18 protein-coding genes and 1 riboswitch are annotated in these 19,115 nt (G+C 74.9%); of the genes, 5 read left to right on the top strand and 13 right to left on the bottom strand.

Features of this window, described 5'->3' with window-relative positions; all coding sequences use genetic code 11:
- A complete protein-coding gene (locus tag K2F47_RS32505) occupies positions 1-984 on the bottom strand; it encodes an ABC transporter ATP-binding protein (RefSeq protein ID WP_242909857.1) in 984 nt (327 codons plus the stop codon).
- A 95-nt stretch (positions 985-1,079) separates the two neighbouring features.
- On the opposite strand from K2F47_RS32505, the gene K2F47_RS32510 reads away from it, so the two are divergent.
- Together K2F47_RS32510 and K2F47_RS32515 are read left to right on the top strand one after the other, a co-directional pair.
- On the top strand, positions 1,080-1,610 hold the full coding sequence (locus K2F47_RS32510; protein ID WP_242909858.1) for a MarR family winged helix-turn-helix transcriptional regulator: 531 nt from the start codon (positions 1,080-1,082) through the stop codon (positions 1,608-1,610).
- Positions 1,611-1,867: 257 nt separating this feature from the next.
- Positions 1,868-2,356, top strand: coding sequence for an NUDIX domain-containing protein (locus tag K2F47_RS32515; RefSeq protein ID WP_242909859.1), 489 nt, complete (start codon positions 1,868-1,870; stop codon positions 2,354-2,356).
- A gap of 36 nt (positions 2,357-2,392) precedes the next feature.
- Here K2F47_RS32515 and K2F47_RS32520 read toward each other — a convergent pair whose 3' ends face one another.
- The 3 genes from K2F47_RS32520 to K2F47_RS32530 all read right to left on the bottom strand — a co-directional run bounded on the left by K2F47_RS32520 (position 2,393) and on the right by K2F47_RS32530 (position 4,119).
- Positions 2,393-2,641, bottom strand: a complete 249-nt coding sequence (locus K2F47_RS32520) for a metallothionein (protein ID WP_242909861.1) — start codon at positions 2,639-2,641, stop codon at positions 2,393-2,395.
- Between the two features lie 97 nt (positions 2,642-2,738).
- Positions 2,739-3,449, bottom strand: coding sequence for a maleylpyruvate isomerase N-terminal domain-containing protein (locus tag K2F47_RS32525; protein ID WP_242909863.1), 711 nt, complete (start codon positions 3,447-3,449; stop codon positions 2,739-2,741).
- Between the two features lie 256 nt (positions 3,450-3,705).
- A complete protein-coding gene (locus K2F47_RS32530; RefSeq protein WP_242909865.1) occupies positions 3,706-4,119 on the bottom strand; it encodes a plectin in 414 nt (137 codons plus the stop codon).
- A 121-nt stretch (positions 4,120-4,240) separates the two neighbouring features.
- On the opposite strand from K2F47_RS32530, the gene K2F47_RS32535 reads away from it, so the two are divergent.
- Positions 4,241-4,810 carry a TetR family transcriptional regulator gene (locus tag K2F47_RS32535; protein ID WP_242909867.1) on the top strand — a complete coding sequence of 190 codons (570 nt, stop codon included), beginning with the start codon at positions 4,241-4,243 and terminating at the stop codon, positions 4,808-4,810.
- A 116-nt stretch (positions 4,811-4,926) separates the two neighbouring features.
- Here K2F47_RS32535 and K2F47_RS32540 read toward each other — a convergent pair whose 3' ends face one another.
- From K2F47_RS32540 to K2F47_RS32550, 3 genes are all read right to left on the bottom strand, one after another.
- Positions 4,927-5,586, bottom strand: a complete 660-nt coding sequence (locus K2F47_RS32540; RefSeq protein ID WP_242909869.1) for a LutC/YkgG family protein — start codon at positions 5,584-5,586, stop codon at positions 4,927-4,929.
- Between the two features lie 53 nt (positions 5,587-5,639).
- Complete coding sequence (locus tag K2F47_RS32545) at positions 5,640-7,046, bottom strand: lactate utilization protein B (protein ID WP_242910251.1); 1,407 nt, start codon at positions 7,044-7,046, stop codon at positions 5,640-5,642.
- A 95-nt stretch (positions 7,047-7,141) separates the two neighbouring features.
- Complete coding sequence (locus K2F47_RS32550; protein ID WP_242909870.1) at positions 7,142-7,870, bottom strand: (Fe-S)-binding protein; 729 nt, start codon at positions 7,868-7,870, stop codon at positions 7,142-7,144.
- A 354-nt stretch (positions 7,871-8,224) separates the two neighbouring features.
- Here K2F47_RS32550 and K2F47_RS32555 point away from each other — a divergent pair, with 354 nt between their 5' ends.
- On the top strand, positions 8,225-8,428 hold the full coding sequence (locus K2F47_RS32555; protein ID WP_067468352.1) for a DUF5999 family protein: 204 nt from the start codon (positions 8,225-8,227) through the stop codon (positions 8,426-8,428).
- Positions 8,429-8,523: 95 nt separating this feature from the next.
- On the opposite strand, the gene K2F47_RS32560 is transcribed toward K2F47_RS32555, so the two are convergent.
- The 3 genes from K2F47_RS32560 to gcvP form a co-directional block, all read right to left on the bottom strand.
- The gene (locus K2F47_RS32560) at positions 8,524-9,150 is read right to left on the bottom strand and encodes an alpha/beta hydrolase family protein (RefSeq protein ID WP_242909871.1); all 627 of its coding nucleotides are present in this window, start codon (positions 9,148-9,150) and stop codon (positions 8,524-8,526) included.
- Positions 9,151-9,200: 50 nt separating this feature from the next.
- Positions 9,201-10,328, bottom strand: coding sequence for a tetratricopeptide repeat protein (locus K2F47_RS32565; protein WP_242909872.1), 1,128 nt, complete (start codon positions 10,326-10,328; stop codon positions 9,201-9,203).
- A gap of 168 nt (positions 10,329-10,496) precedes the next feature.
- Positions 10,497-13,370: an aminomethyl-transferring glycine dehydrogenase gene (gene gcvP, locus K2F47_RS32570; protein ID WP_242909873.1), complete on the bottom strand. Its 2,874-nt coding sequence runs from the start codon at positions 13,368-13,370 to the stop codon at positions 10,497-10,499.
- 173 nt (positions 13,371-13,543) lie between these two features.
- Positions 13,544-13,639: riboswitch (glycine riboswitch) on the bottom strand.
- A gap of 324 nt (positions 13,640-13,963) precedes the next feature.
- Here gcvP and K2F47_RS32575 point away from each other — a divergent pair.
- Positions 13,964-16,483 carry a lysylphosphatidylglycerol synthase transmembrane domain-containing protein gene (locus tag K2F47_RS32575; protein WP_308198503.1) on the top strand — a complete coding sequence of 840 codons (2,520 nt, stop codon included), beginning with the start codon at positions 13,964-13,966 and terminating at the stop codon, positions 16,481-16,483.
- A gap of 168 nt (positions 16,484-16,651) precedes the next feature.
- On the opposite strand, the gene K2F47_RS32580 is transcribed toward K2F47_RS32575, so the two are convergent.
- The 3 genes from K2F47_RS32580 to ftsR all read right to left on the bottom strand — a co-directional run bounded on the left by K2F47_RS32580 (position 16,652) and on the right by ftsR (position 18,987).
- Complete coding sequence (locus K2F47_RS32580) at positions 16,652-17,254, bottom strand: MerR family transcriptional regulator (RefSeq protein ID WP_214619527.1); 603 nt, start codon at positions 17,252-17,254, stop codon at positions 16,652-16,654.
- A 392-nt stretch (positions 17,255-17,646) separates the two neighbouring features.
- A complete protein-coding gene (locus K2F47_RS32585; RefSeq protein WP_242909874.1) occupies positions 17,647-18,117 on the bottom strand; it encodes a bifunctional nuclease family protein in 471 nt (156 codons plus the stop codon).
- Between the two features lie 141 nt (positions 18,118-18,258).
- The gene (gene ftsR / locus K2F47_RS32590) at positions 18,259-18,987 is read right to left on the bottom strand and encodes a transcriptional regulator FtsR (RefSeq protein ID WP_242909875.1); all 729 of its coding nucleotides are present in this window, start codon (positions 18,985-18,987) and stop codon (positions 18,259-18,261) included.
- Positions 18,988-19,115: the final 128 nt, after the last annotated feature.

Here is a 19,115-nt window from a genome sequence, read left to right on the forward strand (position 1 = left end):
TCATCTCCTCATCGCGCGCATCATCACGCGCATGTGGTCGCCGGCCCCGGCCTCGGCGTCGCGGATCGTCGTGCCGGTGAAGCTCATGAACACGTCGTCCAGGGACGGGCGGGCGACGCTGACCGACCTGATCGCGACCTCCAGCTCCGCGAACAGCCGCGGCACGAACGCCTCCCCGGAGACGACCCGGAACGTGACCGCGCCCTCCGACATCACCGCCTCCAGCCCGAACCGGTCGCCGATCTCCGCGATCGCGGCCCTGTCGTCGGCGGTCTGGATGCGCACCCGGTCCTCGCCGACACCGGCCTTGAGCGCCTCGGGGGTGTCCAGCGCGACGATCCGCCCGGAGTCCATGATCGCGATCCGGTCGCAGTACTCGGCCTCGTCCATGTAGTGGGTGGTCATAAAGATCGTGATCTCCTCGGCCTCCCTGAGCTGCCGGATGTACTCCCAGATCGACGCGCGGGTCTGCGGGTCGAGGCCGACGGTCGGCTCGTCCAGGAACAGCACGCGCGGCGAGTGCAGCAGGCCCCGCGCGATCTCCAGCCGCCGCTTCATGCCGCCGGAGTATGTCTGCACCCGGTCGCGGCGGCGGTCCCACAGCCCGACCATCTCCAGGACCTGCCCGATCCGGTCGGCCGTGACCGACCTCGGCACCCCGTACAGCTCGGCGTGGAAGCGCAGGTTCTGCTCGCCGGACAGGTAGCCGTCGAGCGTCGTGTCCTGGAAGACGAGCCCGATGTTGCGGCGGACGGTGTCGCGGTCGGCCACCACGTCGTGCCCGGCGACCCGCGCGGTGCCGCCCGAGGGGCGCAGCAGCGTGCAGAGCATGTTGATCGTGGTGGATTTGCCCGCGCCGTTCGGGCCGAGGAAGCCGAACACCTCCCCCGGCCGGACGGAGAACTCGATCCCCCGCACGGCCTCCACCTCGCCGAACCTCTTCGTCAGGCCGTCGACCTCGACGGCGTCTCCCCCGTCCGGCATGAGCCCTCCCCGGCGGTATTCGACTTTGGATATACCAACGGTAGGATGGCCCTATCTCTCAGGTCAAGAGAAATTAGAGTTACCAAGGGAGTACCGTGCAGGATCAGCCCGACCCGCTGCGCGAATCGCCGTCCTACCTGCTGTACGAACTCGTCAGGCTCGTCCGGCGGACCGGCGCCGAGATGTTCCCCGGCGACCGCGTCCGGCTGCCGCACCTGATGGTGCTGGACTGCGTGGCGCGCCACGGGCCGCTGTCCCAGCGCGAGGCCAGCGAACGCCTGCGGATCGACGCCGGCGACATGGTCGGCCTCGTCGACGCGCTCGAGGCCGCCGGGTACGTGGAGCGGCGCCGCGACCCCGGCGACCGCCGCCGCTACGCCCTCGACGTCACCGAGGACGGACGGCTGTTCCTCGGCGCCAGCCACGAGCGGCGCTCCCGCCTCAACGACCACCTTTTCGCCCCGCTCACGGGCGCGGAACTGGAGCGTTTCAAGGAGCTGATGGTGCGCGTCCTCGCCCACCACGACACCCGCTTCGGCGACCCGTCCGCGGCGGGCGCGCCCGGACGCGACGGCGCCGCGGAAGCCGCGCCACCGCCGCCGCGCGAACCCCACCCGAGGCCGTGACGCACCCGCCCGGGCGGGCGGCCGGATCCGGCCGCGTTCCACCAGCTCACAGCCCACGCGAACGGAACCGCCGACCCGCCCGGCGGTGCCTTGACGATCTCGTGTCAAGCGTTGTCGACCGCTGTCATGGCCCTTTCGCGCGCCGCCCGCGCGGACCCCGAACGGATTCGCGGCGCCCCGGCGATCTCGCGGACGGATGCGGCCCCGCCCCCGCACGCCCGGGATCGGCCGGTTCCCGCCGCCCCTAACCTCGGTACATGCCCGACCTTGCTTACTACGCCTCCCTGCCGCGCTCCCGCGGCGCAGCGGCGGCCCTGCTCCTGGACGACCTGGGGCGCGTCCTGCTGGTCAAGCCCACCTACAAGGAGGGCTGGTTCCTGCCCGGCGGGGTCATCGAGGCCGACGAGTCCCCGCTGTCGGCCTGCGTCCGCGAGTGCGAGGAGGAACTCGGCTTCGTCCCCCGCCTGGACGGGCTCGTCTGCGTCGACTGGGGCTCCCCCCGCGACGGCATCGACTCCGTCAACGTCTTCGTCTTCGCCGGCACCGTCACCGGCGAAGAGGTCGCGGCGATCCGGCTGCCCCCCGACGAGCTGTCCGACCACGTCCTGGCCGCGCCGGAGAAGATCCCCGAGCTGGCGCCCCCGCACGTCGCCCGCCGGATGGACCCCAGCCTGCGGGCCCTGGCCGAAGGCCGCGCCGTCTACCTGGAGGACGGCCGCGAGCAGCAGTTCGGCACCGCGACCTGACCCCCTCGGGGCCGGCCGGCCCGACCGGCGCCCGGCTCAGACGGGCGCCGCGTCGTGCATGCCCCGGGCCCGCTCGGGCTCGGCGACGCGGGCGCAGTGGGCCGAGCAGAACCAGTGCCGGCCCACATCCACCCCGTGGCCGAGCACGCGGCACCCGCAGTGCTCGCAGATCGGCGCCATTCTGGTGATCGCGCACTCGAACGAGTCGAAGGTGTGGACGCTGCCCTGCGCGTGCACCTCGAACGACAACGCGTAGTCGTTCCCGCAGACCTCGCAGACCGCCATCGCGCCTCGTCTCCTCTCCCCCGCCACGTCGCGGTGACTGTCTACCCAGGTCACAGCGCCGCTACTCGGGGACCGACGGCTACCCCGGGCCCGGCGGCTACCCGCGGCCGCGGACGGCGGGCGCCTGGCGCACCGTCCGCCCGCCCCGCCGGCGCGCGGCCCCGCCGGGGACGCCCGGCCGGTCGGCGGGCTCCGGCCACCGCGGCGAGCGCCCCGACGAGCACAGCACCGACTCCCACGGGTCCCCCGCCGCCAGCGGCAGGTGCGGCACGCCCCAGTGCCACGCCGACACCAGCAGGTCGGGATCGCGCGGACGGTAGTCGGTGCCGGACGCGCGCGCCATGTCCCACGCGTGCAGGTGCCACTCCACGCACGCCGCGCCCGCGTGGTCGCCGACCGTGTACTTGGTGCCCCGGTAGATCAGGTGCGTCCGGTCCCAGGTGTCGGGCGTCAGGTCGGCGTAGGCGCCCGCCGACACCCCGAACGCCATGATCCGCTCCGGCCCCGGCTCGGCCGGGAGCACGGCCAGCTCCGCCGCGTTCTGCCGCGCCTGCTGGCGGATCAGCACTGCGGACGCCGCCTCCTGCGCGAACAGCTTCGCGAGCCGGCTGTCGGGAGCGTCCTGGAGGTACTCCAGGAAGTTCTCCGCCACGCACCGCAGGTGCCCGGCGAGGTCGATCAGCCGCCAGTCGGCGCACGGCGTCGGCACGTCCCAGTCGACGACCCCGTCCGCCAGCGCGAGGATCGCGCGCACCCCGTCCTGGTAGGACTCCAGTACGCGGTGCCGGTCCGGCGGCGTGCGCTCCACGTGACTTCCCCCCGCGTCCAGAGCACCGTGCGCGTGCCCTCCCCGGTGCCCTCCGCGCCGCGGCCTCCCCCGCACCCCGCCGCCGTCCCCGCGACGCCTCGATGCGGACCGCCCCGGCGTTCCCCGAGAGGGCAGACTCTCAGAGTTCGGTGGCCGGTGCCACCCGGTGATGCTGTGTCGTCCCACGTCCGGGGACATCCCGCCCGGATCCCCGCCGGGCGGGTGACGCCCGCCGCGCGCGGCGCGGCGGGCCCGCTCACACGGCCGCCGGCCGCGTCCGGAAGCTCAGCCGGTGCGCCTCGCGCGCGGTGCGCAGCCGGTCGACCTCGTCGGTCCACGGCCGGACGGCCGGCCGCGCCTTCGCCTTGCGGTAGGCGATCTCGGCCGCCCGGCGGGTCGTCGCGTCCTGCGCGGGCGTCGAGTACACCTTCGGGCCCATCGCGACGCGCTCGGCGGCCTCGGCGGCGGCGAGCGCGGCGGTCAGCGCCTTGTCGAAGGCGACCACCAGCTCCCGCACCTCGGGCGCGGCCGCGTTCGCGCCCTGCGCCTCCCGCAGCGCCCGCTCCGCCTCCGTCGCCGCCGCGAGCCGCGCCCGGTAGTCGGCGGCCAGCCGCTGGTCGGCCTCGTACGGCTCCGCGACGTCCTTGCTCACCCGGCGGCCCAGCGGCATGGTGGTTCTCCTTCAAGCTCGCGATCTACTCGTCCGATCCAGGCAAGCGTACGCGGGCTCCCCGGCGTGTTGTGCCGGGGCACACCCGGGCGACGCCCTTTACGTAGTAAGGTCCAGGGTCATGGTCCGGCAACCGAGCATCAACGCACAGAACCGCGCCCCGCTGTCCACCGAGCGGATCATCGACGCCGCGCTGCGCATCGTCGACGGCCAGGGCCTCTCCCGGCTCACCATGCGCCGCCTCGGCGACGCGCTGGAGGTCGAGGCGATGGCGATCTACCACCACCTCCCCCGGGGCAAGGAGCAGCTCCTGGACGGCCTCGTCGCGCACGTGGCCGCCGCCCCCGCCGCGCCGGGCGAGGCCAGCGGCGCCTGGCGGGACGACCTGCGCGGCTGGGCCCGCGACTACCGGACCCGGCTGCTCGCGCACGCGGGCGTCCTCCCCCTCGTCGTCACCCGCCGCAACCCCGCCGCGCTGACCGAGACCGTCGTGTCGCTGCGGGAGGTGATGCGGCGCGGCGCCGTCCCCGAGGACGCGGCGGCCGTCGCCGCGCACGCCCTGCTCGGCTACGTGATCGGCCACGCCGCCCTGGAGGTGCGCGGCACCGCCGAGGACGGCGCCGACCGCGCGGTCGACTGGAACGCCCGCTTCGACGCCGGCCTCGACCTACTCCTCACCGGCGCCGGCTGAACCAGGGGATGTCCCCAGCGACCTCAGCCGTCACGCGAAGCGATTCCGCGCCCGCCAAGGCGCGGTCACGGCCGTGGGCCGCCAGGCGAGCGGCCGTGGGCCGGGACTTCATGAACTCAGTCCTCGACGACGAGGATCTCCAGGTGGCGCGGTCCGTGCACGCCCTCCACCCGCGTCATCCCGATGTCGTGGGTCGTGGACGTCCCGCTGATCCACGTCAGCGGGCGGGACGGGTCGAGCCGCTCAAGTACCTCTGGGATCGTTCCCACGATCTGGTCGGCGTGGACCACGCACAGGTGGTACCCGGGGACGAGGGTGAGCGCGCGCCGGCCCTGGGCGCGGCCGCCGTCCAGCACGACCGTGCCGGTCCGCGCGACCGCCGCCGCGCAGCCGGTGACGACGCCGTCGCACGCCGCGAGCGTCTCGGTGTCGAGCGCCGGGGAGTCGGCCAGCGCGCGCACGCCGTCCAGGTCGGCCAGCCAGCCGTAGGGCAGGTCGGCCGGGACGGCGATCTGCGCGGCCTCCCGGCCCCACAGCGCGGCGGCCACCGCCGTCGCCAGCTCGTCCGCGCTGACGTGCCGCACCGCCGCCCGCCGGTCGGCGACCCGCTCGGTGAACAGCGCGAGGACGTCCGCCCTGGTCTCCGCCTCCGCCTCGGGCAGCCGCCGGGCGTACCCGCGCGGCACCGGCGGGCGGGTGCCCCGCGCCCCGCCGAGCGCCTCCCGGACGCGCCGCAGGATCTCCGCGCGCGACCCGGCCCCCGTCTCCCCGCTCATCGACCCGCCTCCCCCGTCACGACCCCCCCTCCGGCACAGGTCTCACTCCCCGTTCACGGCGCCCTCCGCCGCCACCAGGCGCGGAAGCTCTCCGCCGGCGGCGCGGGCAGGTCGCGGGCCTCGGTCCACTTGCCGAGCAGCCCCGGCAGCCGCCGGATCCGCCCGCCGCGCGACAGCAGCCGCGCCCACCGGGTGCCGCGCCGCAGCGCCGCCTCGTAGCGCCGCGCGTCGCCCATCGTCCACGCCAGGCCGCGCATCATCAGCAGCTCCGGCGTCGGGACGGGACGGCGGCGCCGCGACTCCACCACCTTCCCGCGCAGATGCACCAGCACGTCCGGGATGTCGATCTTCACCGGGCACACGTCCGCGCACGCGCCGCAGAGCGTGGACGCGTACGGCAGCGACGCGGCGGCGGCGCTCTCCACCCCGCGCAGCTGCGGGGTGAGGATCGCGCCGATCGGGCCCGGGTAGACCGGCCCGTAGGCGTGGCCGCCGGTGCGCTCGTAGACCGGGCAGACGTTGAGGCAGGCCGAGCAGCGGACGCAGCGCAGCGCCGCCCGCCCGACCTCGTCGGCCAGCGCCTTCGTCCGCCCGTTGTCGAGCAGGACGAGGTGGAACGCGCGCGGCCCGTCACCGGGCGTCACCCCCGTCCAGGACGAGACGTACGGGGTCATCGCCTCCCCCGCCGCCGAGCGCGGGAGCAGCTGGAGGAGGACCTCCAGGTCGCCCCAGGCCGGGACGACCTTCTCGATCCCGGCGAGCGTGATCAGCGTGTCGGGGAGCGTGAGGCACATCCGGCCGTTGCCCTCCGACTCCAGCAGCACCGCCGTGCCCGTCTCGGCGACCAGGAAGTTCGCGCCGGTGATCGCGACCCGGGCGGTGAGGAACTCCTCGCGCAGGTGCGCACGGGCGGCGGCGACGAGCGCGGCGGGCTCGTCCGGCAGGTCCGGCGGGGCGCCCGGCAGCTCCCGCAGGAACAGCTCGCGGACCTGCGCGCCGTCGCGGTGCGCGGCCGGGGACAGCAGGTGGGACGGCTCGTCCCCGCCGAGCTGGACGACGAGGTCGGCGAGCGCCGTCTCGCGCGCGGTGATCCCCGCCCGCGCGAGCCCGTCGTCCAGGCCGATCTCGCGGGCGACCAGCGAGCGGGCCTTCACGACCTCGGTCGCGCCCGCCGCCCGCACCAGCGCGAGCACGATCCGGCGGGCCTCCGCCGCGTCCGCCGCCCAGTGGACGGTGCCGCCCGCCTCGGTGACGGCGCGCTCCAGCTCCTCCAGGTGCGCGTCGAGGTTCAGCAGCGCGTCGTCCCTGATCGCGCGGCCCGCCTCGCGCAGCTCCTCCCAGTCGGCGGGCTCGGGCGAGGCGCCCGTCCGCTCGCGCAGCGACGCGGTCGCGCCGCGCAGGTTGCGGCGCAGCCGGGTATCGGCGAGCGCGGCGCGGGCGGCGGCGGCGAACTTCGGCATCGGCAGCGGGACGGGCTCGCGCCCCGGCGGGCGCGCGCCGGGACGCGCGTCACCGGTCGTCCCGGAGGAGGGCGCCGGCCCCGGGGAGGAGGCCGTCACGCCGGCCCCGTCTCGGCCAGGATCTCGGCGAGGTGCATGACCCTGACGCCGCCGCGCAGCCGCGACAGCGCGCCCCCGATGTGCGCGAGGCAGGAGTTGTCGGCCGCGCACACCACGTCCGCCCCGGTGTCACGGACGTGCCGCACCTTGTCGGCGACCATCGCCACCGACACGTCGGAGTTCTTCATCGCGAACGCGCCGCCGAACCCGCAGCACTCCTCCGCCGCCGGCAGCTCGACCAGCTCCAGGCCCTTCACCGCGCGCAGCAGCCGCAGCGGGCGGTCGGCGACGCCGAGCGTCCGCAGGGACTGGCAGGTCGGGTGGTAGGTGACGCGGTGCGGGAAGTAGGCGCCGACGTCGGTGACGCCCAGCACGTCCACCAGGAACTCGGTCAGCTCGTAGACGGCGAGGCCCTCGGCGTCACGGGCCAGGCCGGGGTCGCGGGCCGTCCGCGCGATCCGCGGGTAGGCGTCGCGGACGGCGGCGGCGCACGACGCGGACGCCGTCACCACCACCTCGCGGCCCTCGAACGCGCCGGTGAACCCGCGCGCGAGCGCGGCGGCCTCGCGGTGGTAGCCGGTCGTCCAGTGCACCTGGCCACAACAAGTCTGTGCGGGCGGGTAGGCGACCTCGTGCCCGAGCCGTTCCAGCAGGGACGTCACCGCCCTGCCCGTCGCGGGGAACATCGCGTCGTCGAAGCACGCGACGAAAAGCGCGACGCGCATCCCGGCCACCCCCAGTCGCCGTGCGGAAACCCCTGCCCCCGTGGGCCATCGTAGGGGTCCCGGAGGCTGCGTCCGGTGGAAACGATCGCACCCGGGGCCGTCCGCCACGGGGAAAGCACCGCTTGGGAACGTTTGCCTATCCGACGGCGTGTCGTTCTTCATCCGTTATCGAGCCCGGGGGACGCTATGCCTGGCACCTCGGGGTGAGTCGGGTCACATCCCTCCGGTACCTCGGTACCAAAGGACAATCGTCCCAACGGGCTATGGCCGGTGGGGACGAACCGTTCCACACTGGGGTGCGTCAATAAGGAAAAGCACCACAACCGACGAGTAGTTGAGACCGGAGGCACGCCGATGTGCCCGCACCAGCCGCCCTGTCCCTCCCACGAAGCGCCCGACCGCGACGCCGCGCGAACGCTGGCCGCCCATCCCGAGCAGGGATGGAGCCTGCTGTGCAACGGCGTCGTGCTCTTCGAGGACACCGGTGAGCTGCTGCCCGACGGGGGGATCATCGCACCGCACCGGCCGACGGACCTTCAGGCTCCGTCCGCCGCCTGACCAGTCTCCACGGGGGACTAGTTCGAACGGGTGATCATCCGCGGGGGCACGCACACCTGCCCAAGGCCTCTGGGCCCGCACCGGGCCCAGAGCGCCTAACTCCCGGCCGTCCCTGCCATCGTCGCAGGACGCGCCGCCCAGCGGCGAAGCCATGGCTCCACCGCCCCGGCGACGGACGCCGGGTCCCGGTTCAGGTCGTGCCGCTCCCCCGCCAGCACCACCACATCAGCGGCGTCCGCCGCGTCCGGGACGCCGAAGGGGTCGCGGTCGCCGTTGACGACCAGCACCGGCACGCCCGCGCCCCGGAGTTCGTCCACGCGCGTCTTCTCGGGCTTGCCCGGCGGATGCAGCGGGAACGCCAGCGCGACCACGCCCGCGGCGCGGGCGTCCCGCGCCGTCCGGCACGCGACCCGGGCGCCGTTGCTCCGTCCGCCTTGCACATACGGGACGTCGCCGAACCGCTCGCGCAGCCGCCGGACGACCTCCAGCCACGCCTCGTCCTGCTTGGCGGGCGGGCCGGGGGCCCGGCGACCTGCGAGCCGGAACGGCTGCGTCACCCCCGCGACGGCGCCGCCCAGCCCGAGCGCCACGTCGCGGACGGCCGCCAGGTCGACCGCGTCCACTCCCCCGTTCGACCCGTGGGTCAACGCGAGCAGGAAAGCGGGGCGGGCCGGCCCGTCCAGCCGCACTTCGGCCGGGCCGTGCGGGGTCACGATGTCCATTGGGGTCACCGTAACCCCCGCCCTCCCCGGCCTTTCGGGCGGGGGGACGTCTACCCCTCGGGGGCGCCCATGGCGAGGCGGAGGCGCTCGGCGAAGCTCTCGTGGAGCAGCGGGCCCCACGGGTAGTCGCTGGGCACGTCGACGGCCCGGCCCAGCACCTCGTGGGTCTCGCCGGGGCGCCGCTCCCGCGGGTCGTCGGCGTACCGGACGGCGAGCAGCGCGTACATGTGGTCGAGGGCGCCGAACGCCTCGCCGGCGAGCGCGGGCAGCGTCCCGTCGGTGACCGACTGCTCGACGACCGGCTCCCACCACAGGTCGGCGGGGTCGGCGTCCTCCTCGTCGGCGCCGAAGTCGCGGCGGAGCCGGGCCCGCACCTGCCCGGCGACGCCCGGGTCGGACAGGCCGCGCCGCCACACCTCGCCGGCCTCGGCGCCGCGTCCCCGCAGCGGCAGGGTGCGCGCGAGCAGCTCGGTCGCCAGCGGGCCGACCTCGGGGTCGGCGGGCGCGGACGGGTCGCCGAGGGACGCGGCGAACGCGGCGATGGCCTGGTCGAGGTAGGCGATGCCGAGCAGCGTCGCGAGCCGAGCGTAGGCGTAGGGGGCGCCGGCGCGGTCGATCAGCCTGAGCCCGGCGGTCAGGACGCGCTGCGCCGCGGCGGGCTCGCCGCGTTCCAGCAGGCGCTGCGCGAGGTCGTGCGCGGCGGGCGGCGCGTACTCGGGGTCGCCGGTCGCGACGACCGCCTCCCAGTGCCCGCGCGCGGCCTCGGCGTCGCCCTCGTCGTCGGCGATCCTGGCGAGCGCGAGATGCGCCGGGGGCAGGTAGGCGGGGTTGCCGAAGTCGACGACGGCCTGCCACGCCGGAGCAGCGCCGCCGGGCTCCCCGGCCCGCTCGTGGGTGAGGGCCAGGTGGTAGGCGGCGCGCGGCCCGTACTCGGGGTCGCCGGTGGCGATCGCGGCCCGGTCGGCGTCGCGCGCGCGGGCCACCTCGCCCGCGTCGTCCAGGACGACCGCGAGGCCGAGCGCCGCCCGCGCCCGGTAGGGGGTGTCGCCCAGCGCGAGCACCCGCTCGAACAGCAGGGCGGCCCGGTCCGCGGAGCCGCCCTCGGCGAGCGTCCGGGCCTCCTCGCACAACCTGGCCGGATCGTCGGTTGCGGACGCCGGGTCCGCGGGCTCGGTCATCGCTCTTCTGCCCTCTGGGGGTTCGGGGACCCGCCCAGCCTAGCGATCCCGCTCCGCCCGCGTCCCGCCCCGACACTCCCTCGCGGGCACTCCCTCGCGCGTCCGGACCCGGCCGCGGTTCCGGGGGCCCGGGGCCCGGGCCGGTCGACGCCCGGGCCCCCGGCGGGATCAGTCCTCGAACGCCTCCGGCGGCGGGCAGGAGCACACGAGGTTGCGGTCGCCGTACGCCTGGTCGATGCGGCGGACGGGCGGCCAGTACTTCGCCTCGCGCAGGGAGGGCAGCGGGTAGGCGGCCTCCTCCCGGCTGTAGGCGTGCTTCCAGTCGTCGGTGACCAGGTGGTCGGCCGTGTGCGGGGCGTTCTTGAGGGGGTTGTCCTCGCGGTCGTAGCCGCCCTCGGCGACCCGCTGGATCTCCCGCCGGATCTCGATCATCGCGTCGCAGAACCGGTCGAGCTCGGCGAGGTCCTCGGACTCGGTCGGCTCGATCATCAGCGTGCCCGCGACGGGGAAGGAGAGCGTCGGGGCGTGCAGGCCGTAGTCGATGAGCCGCTTGGCGACGTCCTCGGCGGTGATCCCGGTCTCCTTGGTGATCTTGCGGAGGTCCGCGATGCACTCGTGGGCGACCAGGCCGTTGCGGCCGGTGTAGAGGATCGGGTAGTGCGGGGCGAGGCGCGCGGCGACGTAGTTGGCGCCGATGATGGCGCCCTCGGTGGCGGCGCGCAGGCCGTCCGGGCCCATCATCGCGATATAGGCCCAGGAGATCGGCAGGATGCCCGCCGAGCCCCACGGCGCCGCGGAGATCGGGCCGACGCCCGTGCCCGGGCCCGCCTCCTCGCGGAGCGGGTGGTTGGGCAGGAACGGGGCGAGGTGCTCGCGGACGCCGATCGGCCCGACGCCGGGCCCGCCGCCGCCGTGCGGGATGCAGAACGTCTTGTGCAGGTTGAGGTGCGAGACGTCCGAACCGAACTCGCCGGGACGGGCGAGGCCGACGAGCGCGTTGAGGTTGGCGCCGTCGACGTAGACCTGCCCGCCGGCCTCGTGCACGGCCGCGCAGACGTCGGTGATCGTCTCCTCGAACACGCCGTGCGTGGACGGGTAGGTCACCATGATCGCCGAGAGCCGGTCGCCGTGCTGGGCGATCCGTGCGCGCAGGTCGTCCAGGTCGATGTTGCCGCCCTCGTCGCACTTCACGACGACGACGCGCATCCCGGCCATGACGGCGCTCGCGGCGTTCGTGCCGTGCGCCGAGGACGGGATGAGGCAGACGTCGCGGTGCGCCTCGCCGCGCGCGACGTGGTAGCCGCGGATGGCGAGGAGCCCGGCCAGCTCGCCCTGGGACCCGGCGTTCGGCTGGAGCGACACCCGCGCGTAGCCGGTGATCTCGGCGAGGAAGCCCTCCAGTTCGCCGATCAGCTCCAGGTAGCCGCGCGCCTGCTCGACGGGCGCGAACGGGTGGATGTTCGCGAACTCCGGCCAGGTGACCGGCTCCATCTCGGTCGTGGCGTTCAGCTTCATCGTGCAGGAGCCGAGCGGGATCATCGAGCGGTCGAGCGCGATGTCCTTGTCCTGGAGCCGGCGCAGGTAGCGCAGCATGGCGGTCTCGGAGTGGTGCGCGTGGAACACCGGGTGGGTGAGGTAGGGGCTCTCGCGGCGCAGCGCGTCCGGGATCGCGTCGCCGCCGGCCTCGGCCCCGGCCGGGACGCCGAACGCCTCCAGGACGGCGGTGACGTGCTCGGGCAGCGTCGTCTCGTCGCAGGCGACCGCGACGTGGTCGGTTCCGGACGGGCGCAGGTTGATCCCGCGCTCGCGGGCGGCGGCGACGACCTCGGCGGCGCGTCCGGGGACGCGGGCGAGGACGGTGTCGAAGAACGCGCCGTGCACGACCTCGACGCCGCCGCCGCGCAGCCCGGCGGCGATCTCGGCGGCGCGCCGGTGGGCGCGCTGGGCGATCGCGGCGAGGCCCTCGGGCCCGTGGTAGACCGCGTACATGCCCGCCATGACGGCGAGGAGCACCTGCGCGGTGCAGATGTTGCTGGTGGCCTTCTCGCGGCGGATGTGCTGCTCGCGGGTCTGGAGCGCGAGGCGGTAGGCGGGGGCGCCGGCGGCGTCGACGGACACGCCGACGAGCCGTCCGGGGAGCTGCCGCTGGATGCCCTCGGCGACGGCCATGTAGCCGGCGTGCGGCCCGCCGAACCCGTAGGGGACGCCGAACCGCTGCGCGGAGCCGACCGCGATGTCGGCGCCGGACTCGCCGGGCGGGCGCAGCAGCGTCAGCGCCAGCAGGTCGGCGGCGACGACGACCTTGGCGCCCCGCTCGCGGGCCTGCGCGGCGACCGGCTCCAGGTCGCGGACGGCGCCGGACGCGCCCGGGTACTGGAGCAGCACGCCGAAGAAGTCGCCCTCGGGCAGCCCGCCGGACAGGTCGGCGGTCACCACCTCGATACCGAGCGGGACCGCGCGGGTGCGGACGATCTCGATCGTCTGCGGGAGCACGTCGGCGTCCACGAGGAACGTTCCCGGCTCCTTGCGGCGCGACACCCGGTGCGCGAGCGCCATGGCCTCGGCGGCGGCGGTGCCCTCGTCCAGCATGGAGGCGTTGGCCACGGGCAGCCCGGTCAGGTCGCTGACGACCGTCTGGAAGTTGAGGAGGGCCTCCAGCCGGCCCTGGGAGATCTCCGGCTGGTACGGGGTGTAGGCGGTGTACCAGCCCGGGTTCTCCATGACGTTCCGCAGGATCACGCCCGGGGTGACCGTCCCGTGGTAGCCGAGCCCGATCATGGACGTGAGGACGGTGTTGCGGGAGGCCAGCTCCCGCAGCCGGGCCAGCGCGGCGGGCTCGCTCAGCGCGGGCGGGAGGTCCAGGGGACGGGTGGTGCGGATCGCGGCCGGGACCGCGTCGTCGACGAGCGCCTCGGCGCCGGAGTAGCCGATCACGGCCAGCATCCGGGCCTGCTCGTCGGGGGACGGGCCGACGTGCCGGTCGGCGAACGAGGTCCGGGGATGCTGCGGCGAGGCCACCGGGGCGAAGTACTGGGCTGTCATGGGGAGAGCCTCCTGGCTGCTGCGGTCGCTCAGGGCCACCGCCGGCACGGGCCGGCGGCCGGTCTCCCCCTCTGTCATCGGCACCTGAGAGCTTCCCCCGCGAGGCGGGATTTCCCCTTCGGTGAGCCGTCCTTCCCCCGGAGGGGAGATCGACGCCTGCTTTCCAGAGGTGCCTCGCCCAGGCGGTCCTTTTGCCTGAGAGGTTCCGGGGAGGTTGCCCCTTCGGCGCCCCGCACCGGCTTGCGCGAGGACTCTCCCGCCCAGGGTCGACGGCATGTCTGGGCAAACCCTACCCGTCGATCGTCGAGCGGGGCTTGGGCCGGCCTCGTGATCCTCTCCGGGAGACCCCGGTGACCTGGGCGGCGGCGGGCATACCCCCCAGTACGATGAGAGCGGCCCGCGCGGGCCGCAAGAGCAGGCGGAACTCCGACCGGGACGGGACGGACGGCACGCGGAAGGGCGGCGGTCACGGGTGGACGCGCACGCGGCCTCCTTCCGGCGGCCTCCGTTCGACGGGGCGCCGCCGGTTCTGGGACGCTGATCACGATGACGGATGGCCAGTGCGGCGGCACGGTGTGACACGGCGGCACGGTGTGACACGCGGGCACGGGGCGGCGCGGCCGCCCGGCGTGCCCCCGGCCCGCGCCGAGACGGCGCCTCCGGGACCGGACACGGCGGCCCCGAGGCGCGGCACGGCCGTGCCCGTGGACGATCCGCCGCGTCCCCACCGGGTCCGCCGCCCGGCCGACGCGATCCGGTTCGCGGCCTCGTGCGTGCTGCTCGCGGCGGTCATGCTGCTGGTGTCCTTCGCGCAGCAGACGACGCACGGGTTGCAGACCGACATCGCCGAGGGCACCGCGCACGCGCCCCGGCTGCTGCTGTCGCTGGCGACGCTGGCCTCCAGCTTCGGGGTGCTGGCCGTCCCGGTGGCGTTCGCGGTCGAGCGGGTGGTCCGCAAGGACGGGACGCGCGTCGCGATCGCGCTGCTGGCGGCCGTGATCGCGTTCCTGCTCACGATCGGGCTGGACGACCTCGTGGTGCCCTCGGCGCCCGGCGGCGTGCTGGACTCGCTGATCTGGGGCGGCACCGGGACCGCGCCGGTGCACACCGACATCGCGCCGGTGATCGCGTTCGTGAGCGCGGTGGGGATGGCGGGCCGGGCCCGCTGGCAGGCCGCGACCTGGACGATGATCGGCTTGGCCGCGCTGACCGGGCTCACCGCGTCCTACGCCTCCGTGGCGGCGCTGGCGGCGACGTACCTGCTGGGGCGGGCGATCGGGCACGGCACCCTCTACGCGGTCGGGACGCCCAACCCCCGCCCGCCCGGGACGGCGGTGGTCGCGGCGCTGGAGCGGCTCGGGTTCCGCCCCGAGCGCGCCGCGCACCTCGACGACGCGGCGGACGACGGGACCGGGGAGACCCGCCGGTACGGGGTCGCGCTGGCGCCGGACGAGGACGAGGACGCCGCCCGCGTCCCCGCGCGGCGCGGCGAGTGGAACCTGGAAGTGCGGGTGCTGGACCGCGACCAGCAGACCGCCGGGGTCCTGTACCGGGTGTGGCGGCTGCTGCGGCTGCGCGGCGCGACGACGGGCCGGGCGCTGCGGTCGCTGCGCCGGTCGCTGGAGCAGGAGTCGCTGATGGCCTACGCCGTGGACGCGGCGGGCGCCCGGACGCCGCGGCTGGTGGGCACCTCGGAGGTCGGCACGGAGGCGGCGCTGCTCGCCTACGAGCACGTGCCGGGGCGGCGGCTCGGCGACGTCCCGGGCGAGGAGGTCACCGACGAGCTGCTGACGGACGTGTGGCGCCAGTTCCGGCGGTTGCAGGCGGGGCGGCTCGCGCACCGGCGGCTGGAGGGCGGCGCCTTCCTGGTCGGCGACGACGGCCGCGCCTACGTCACCGACCTGCGGTCGGGGGAGGTCGCGGCCGGCGACCTCGCGCTGCGCCTGGACCTCGCCCAGCTGCTGACGACGCTGGCGCTGCGGGCGGGGCCGGAGCGCGCCGTCGCGGCGGCGGCGGCGGTGCTCGGCGAGGAGGCCCTGGCGGCCGCCGTCCCGCTGTTGCAGCGGGTGGCGCTGTCGCGGACGACCCGGGCGGCGCTGCGTCAGGACCGGGACCTGCTGACCCGGATCAGGGAGCAGATCGTCCGGCTGAAGCCGGAGACGGAGGCGGCGCCCGTCCGGCTGGAGCGCTTCCAGCCCCGCACGATCTTCAGCATCGTGGCGCTGTCGTTCGCCGCCTACATCGTGATCCCGCAGGTCGCCAGCCTGGACATCGGGCATCTGGTGTCGACGGCGACCTGGTGGTGGGTGGCGGCGGCGCTCGGCGCGGCCGCGCTCACCTACCTCGCCGCCGCGTTCATGCTGATGGGCTTCGTCCCGGAGCGGCTGTCCCTCGGCCGGACGGTGCTCGTGCAGGTCGCGGCGTCGTTCGTGAAGCTGGTGGCGCCCGCGGCGGTCGGCGGCGTGGCGATCAACACCCGCTACCTCCAGCGCTCGGGCGTGCGGCCGGGGCCCGCGGTGGCGAGCGTCGGCGCGTCCCAGCTGGTCGGGATGGTCACGCACATCCTGCTGCTGATCCTGTTCGGGTTCCTCACCGGCTCCACGAACAAGGCGACTCAGGACCTGGCGCCGTCCCGCACGGTCGTGATCGCCGTGTTCGTGCTGGCGCTGGTGGCGGGGCTGATGCTGACCGTCCCGAAGGTGCGCCGGGTGGTGTCCTCGCGGATGCGGAGCATGTTCTCGGGCGTGGTGCCGCGCCTGGTGGACGTCCTGCAATCGCCGCGCAAGCTCGCCACGGGCATGGGCGGGACGCTGCTGCTCACGGTCGCGTTCGTGCTGTGCCTGGACGCCTCGATCCGCGCGTTCGGCGGGTCGCTGCACTGGACGTCGGTGGTCGTGGTGTTCCTGACGGCGAACGCGCTGGGCTCGGCGGCACCGACCCCGGGCGGCCTGGGCGCGGTCGAGGGCGCGCTGACGCTGGCGCTGACGATCTCGGGCCTGGCCGCGGAGACCGCGACGTCGGCGGTGCTGCTGTACCGCCTCCTGACGCTGTGGCTGCCGGTCCTGCCGGGCTGGGCGGCCTTCGCCTACCTCCAGCGCAAACAGGCGATCTGAGGGCCGCGGGGAGCAGCCCGCGAGGCGAGGACGCGGCGTGATGGAGGTGGCGGCGTGCGCTGCGGGGGTGGGCCGCTCGGGGCCGGGGCAGCGGGTGGGCGCTTAGTGGCGTGCGGGTGGGGCGTTCGGGGTGGGGTGCGCGGGAGGGCCGTGGACGCGGGGGCGGGGTCAGCCGGTGCGGCGGGCCCGGCGGCGGTTGGCCAGTTCGTCGTGGGGGTGCTCGGAGGGGTCGTCGTCGGTGGCGGCGCGTTCGCCGGGGAGTTCGGCGAGGCTGCCCTCGACCTCCTGCCAGACGCGGCCGAGCGCGATCCCGAAGACGCCCTGGCCGCCCTGGAGCAGATCGACGACCTCGTCGGCGGAGGTGCACTCGTAGACGCTGACGCCGTCGCTCATCAGCGTGATCTGGGCGAGGTCCTGGACGCCGCGGTCGCGCAGGTGGGTGACCGCCGTGCGTATCTGCTGGAGGGAGACGCCCGTGTCCAGGAGCCGCTTGACGACCTTCAGCACGAGGATGTCGCGGAAGCTGTAGAGCCGCTGGCTGCCCGAGCCGTGGGCGGCGCGGACGCTCGGGTCCACGAGCCGTGTGCGCGCCCAGTAGTCGAGCTGCCGGTAGGTGATCCCCGCCGCGGCGCACGCGGTCGGGCCGCGGTAGCCGACATCCTCCGGCGGCGCCGTCACCTGGGTCTCGAAGAGCAGGCCCTGCTCTCCGGCACGCCGGGACGCCATGTGCCTGTCGGGGGTCGCCTTGCCCTCGCCGCTGCTCACCGCCACGCGGACCTCCGGCTTCTATCAGCCCGTGGCGCTTCGTCAAGGGGGTTTGACGAATTACACCACGGGTGTTCCACCAGCACGGTAGGTGCCGGTCAGGGCGTGGTCAACGTTCACCGTCGGCGCGTCGCATGCCCGGATGAACCGGCTTCACGTGGGCAAACTGCGCACCTTCGCCGTCACCGCACTCCTACCCCGATCGTCGCCCATCGGAAACGGCCAGGTCCAGGGCAATGCAAGACCAATCGCGGCGTGGCATGACCTTGCACCCCAGAGTGACATATCCCACGGAACCCCTACATTACACCTGGTCACACGGAGTAATCACACGGGGTTCGCTTTCGTGTCCGGCGGGGCGTGCGAGCAGGCAGGGAGCCGGGAGGTCGGCGGGAGGGTCAGCCCGCGCGGCCGAAGTCCTCGGGGGAGATCGTGTCGAGGAACTCGCGGAACTTCTCGACCTCGTCCTCCTGCTCGTCGGGGATGGCGACGCCGGCCTCCTCCAGCACGTCCTCGCTGGCGAAGATCGTGGCGCCGGTGCGCAGCGCCAGCGCGATCGAGTCCGACGGGCGGGCGCTCACCTCCACGCCGTTGGAGAAGACGAGGTCGGCGAAGAAGATCCCCTCGCGCAGGGCGGTGATGTTCACGGCGCTCAGCTGCACGCTGAGGGCGTCCAGGACGTCCCGGAACAGGTCGTGGGTGAGCGGGCGGGCGGGCAGCACCCCCTGCTGGGCGAAGGCGATCGCGGTCGCCTCGACCGCCCCGATCCAGATGGGCAGGTAGCGCTCGCCCTCCGTCTCCTTCAACAGGACGATCGGCTGATTGGAGGGCATCTCGACCCGGACGCCGACGACCTCCATCTGCTTCACTGCGGCTCCCTGATGGTTCTCGCTGTGTCGATCACCACATGCACCGGACCGATTCCTGACCGAACCCTGTAGCCAAAGTACACCCCGTGTCGGACCGTCCGTCGCGCCGCAGGGGAGGCAAAATCCGCCATACCCCTGTGATCAGGGATCGAGGCTCTCACGGAGTCCGCCCGCGACGAGCGCGGCGTGCAGCCGCACCGACAGCGCGGCTATCTCGCGCGCGGTCTCGGCGGCCCGCTCGTGCGCGTCCGGGCCGCGGCGGCGCAGCTGGGGCGCGACCATCTGCTCGATCAGCGCGACCTGCCGGTCGGCGGCGGCCTTGACGGCGCGCAGGTGCCGGACCTCGAAGCCGAACTCGCCGAGCGCGGCGGCCGTGCGCGCGATGGCGAGGTCCTCGCCGTGGTAGTGGGCGCCGGCGCGGCGGACCAGGCCGTACTCCTCCAGCCGGGCGAGCAGCTCCTCGTCGATGCCCGCGCCGTCCAGGAGCTGGCGGCGGGTGAGCCGGACGGCGGGCTCCTCCGCCGTCGTGTCGGCCGCCACGAGGGTCCTGGGGCGGCGCCGCCCGTTCTCGGGGGCGGCGCGGCGGGCGCCGAGCGGCGGGACGGCCTCGCCTCGGTCGCGGGCCTCAAGGTGCTGCCTGATCACCCGCAGCGGCAGGTAGTGGTCGCGCTGCGCGGTGAGCACGAACCGGAGCCGCTCCACGTCGGCTTCGGCGAACTTCCGGTAGCCGGACGGGCTGCGCTGCGGCTCGATCAGCCCCTCGGACTCCAGGAACCTGATCTTGGAGATCGTGATGTCGGGGAAGTCGGGCCTGAGCAGGCCGAGGACGTCCCCGATCGTCATCAGGGACCGGGCCGGGCGCGGGTTCACGGCCGCCCCTCCCCTCGCCGCCGGAGGCCCGCGCGGGCGGCTCCGGCGGGCCCGCGGGCGCCCGGCACCGGCCGGGCCGCTCGGCGGGACGGCCCGTGGCGGGTGTGCTGACCGGCGACGTCCACTCC

This window comes from Actinomadura terrae, assembly GCF_022751215.1.
GTDB lineage: Bacteria > Actinomycetota > Actinomycetes > Streptosporangiales > Streptosporangiaceae > Spirillospora > Spirillospora terrae.

Coding starts and splice junctions, on each gene's coding strand:
- K2F47_RS32560 (WP_242909871.1), bottom strand. CDS start 9,150: ATGGACATCGTGACCCCGCACGGCCCGGCCGAAGTGCGGCTGGACGGG.
- K2F47_RS32565 (WP_242909872.1), bottom strand. CDS start 10,328: ATGACCGAGCCCGCGGACCCGGCGTCCGCAACCGACGATCCGGCCAGG.
- K2F47_RS32530 (WP_242909865.1), bottom strand. CDS start 4,119: ATGCCGCTGGGCCGCCGGGTGAGCAAGGACGTCGCGGAGCCGTACGAG.
- K2F47_RS32555 (WP_067468352.1), top strand. CDS start 8,225: ATGTGCCCGCACCAGCCGCCCTGTCCCTCCCACGAAGCGCCCGACCGC.
- K2F47_RS32520 (WP_242909861.1), bottom strand. CDS start 2,641: ATGGCGGTCTGCGAGGTCTGCGGGAACGACTACGCGTTGTCGTTCGAG.
- K2F47_RS32535 (WP_242909867.1), top strand. CDS start 4,241: ATGGTCCGGCAACCGAGCATCAACGCACAGAACCGCGCCCCGCTGTCC.
- gcvP (WP_242909873.1), bottom strand. CDS start 13,370: ATGACAGCCCAGTACTTCGCCCCGGTGGCCTCGCCGCAGCATCCCCGG.
- K2F47_RS32545 (WP_242910251.1), bottom strand. CDS start 7,046: ATGCCGAAGTTCGCCGCCGCCGCCCGCGCCGCGCTCGCCGATACCCGG.
- K2F47_RS32550 (WP_242909870.1), bottom strand. CDS start 7,870: ATGCGCGTCGCGCTTTTCGTCGCGTGCTTCGACGACGCGATGTTCCCC.
- K2F47_RS32505 (WP_242909857.1), bottom strand. CDS start 984: ATGCCGGACGGGGGAGACGCCGTCGAGGTCGACGGCCTGACGAAGAGG.
- K2F47_RS32515 (WP_242909859.1), top strand. CDS start 1,868: ATGCCCGACCTTGCTTACTACGCCTCCCTGCCGCGCTCCCGCGGCGCA.
- K2F47_RS32540 (WP_242909869.1), bottom strand. CDS start 5,586: ATGAGCGGGGAGACGGGGGCCGGGTCGCGCGCGGAGATCCTGCGGCGC.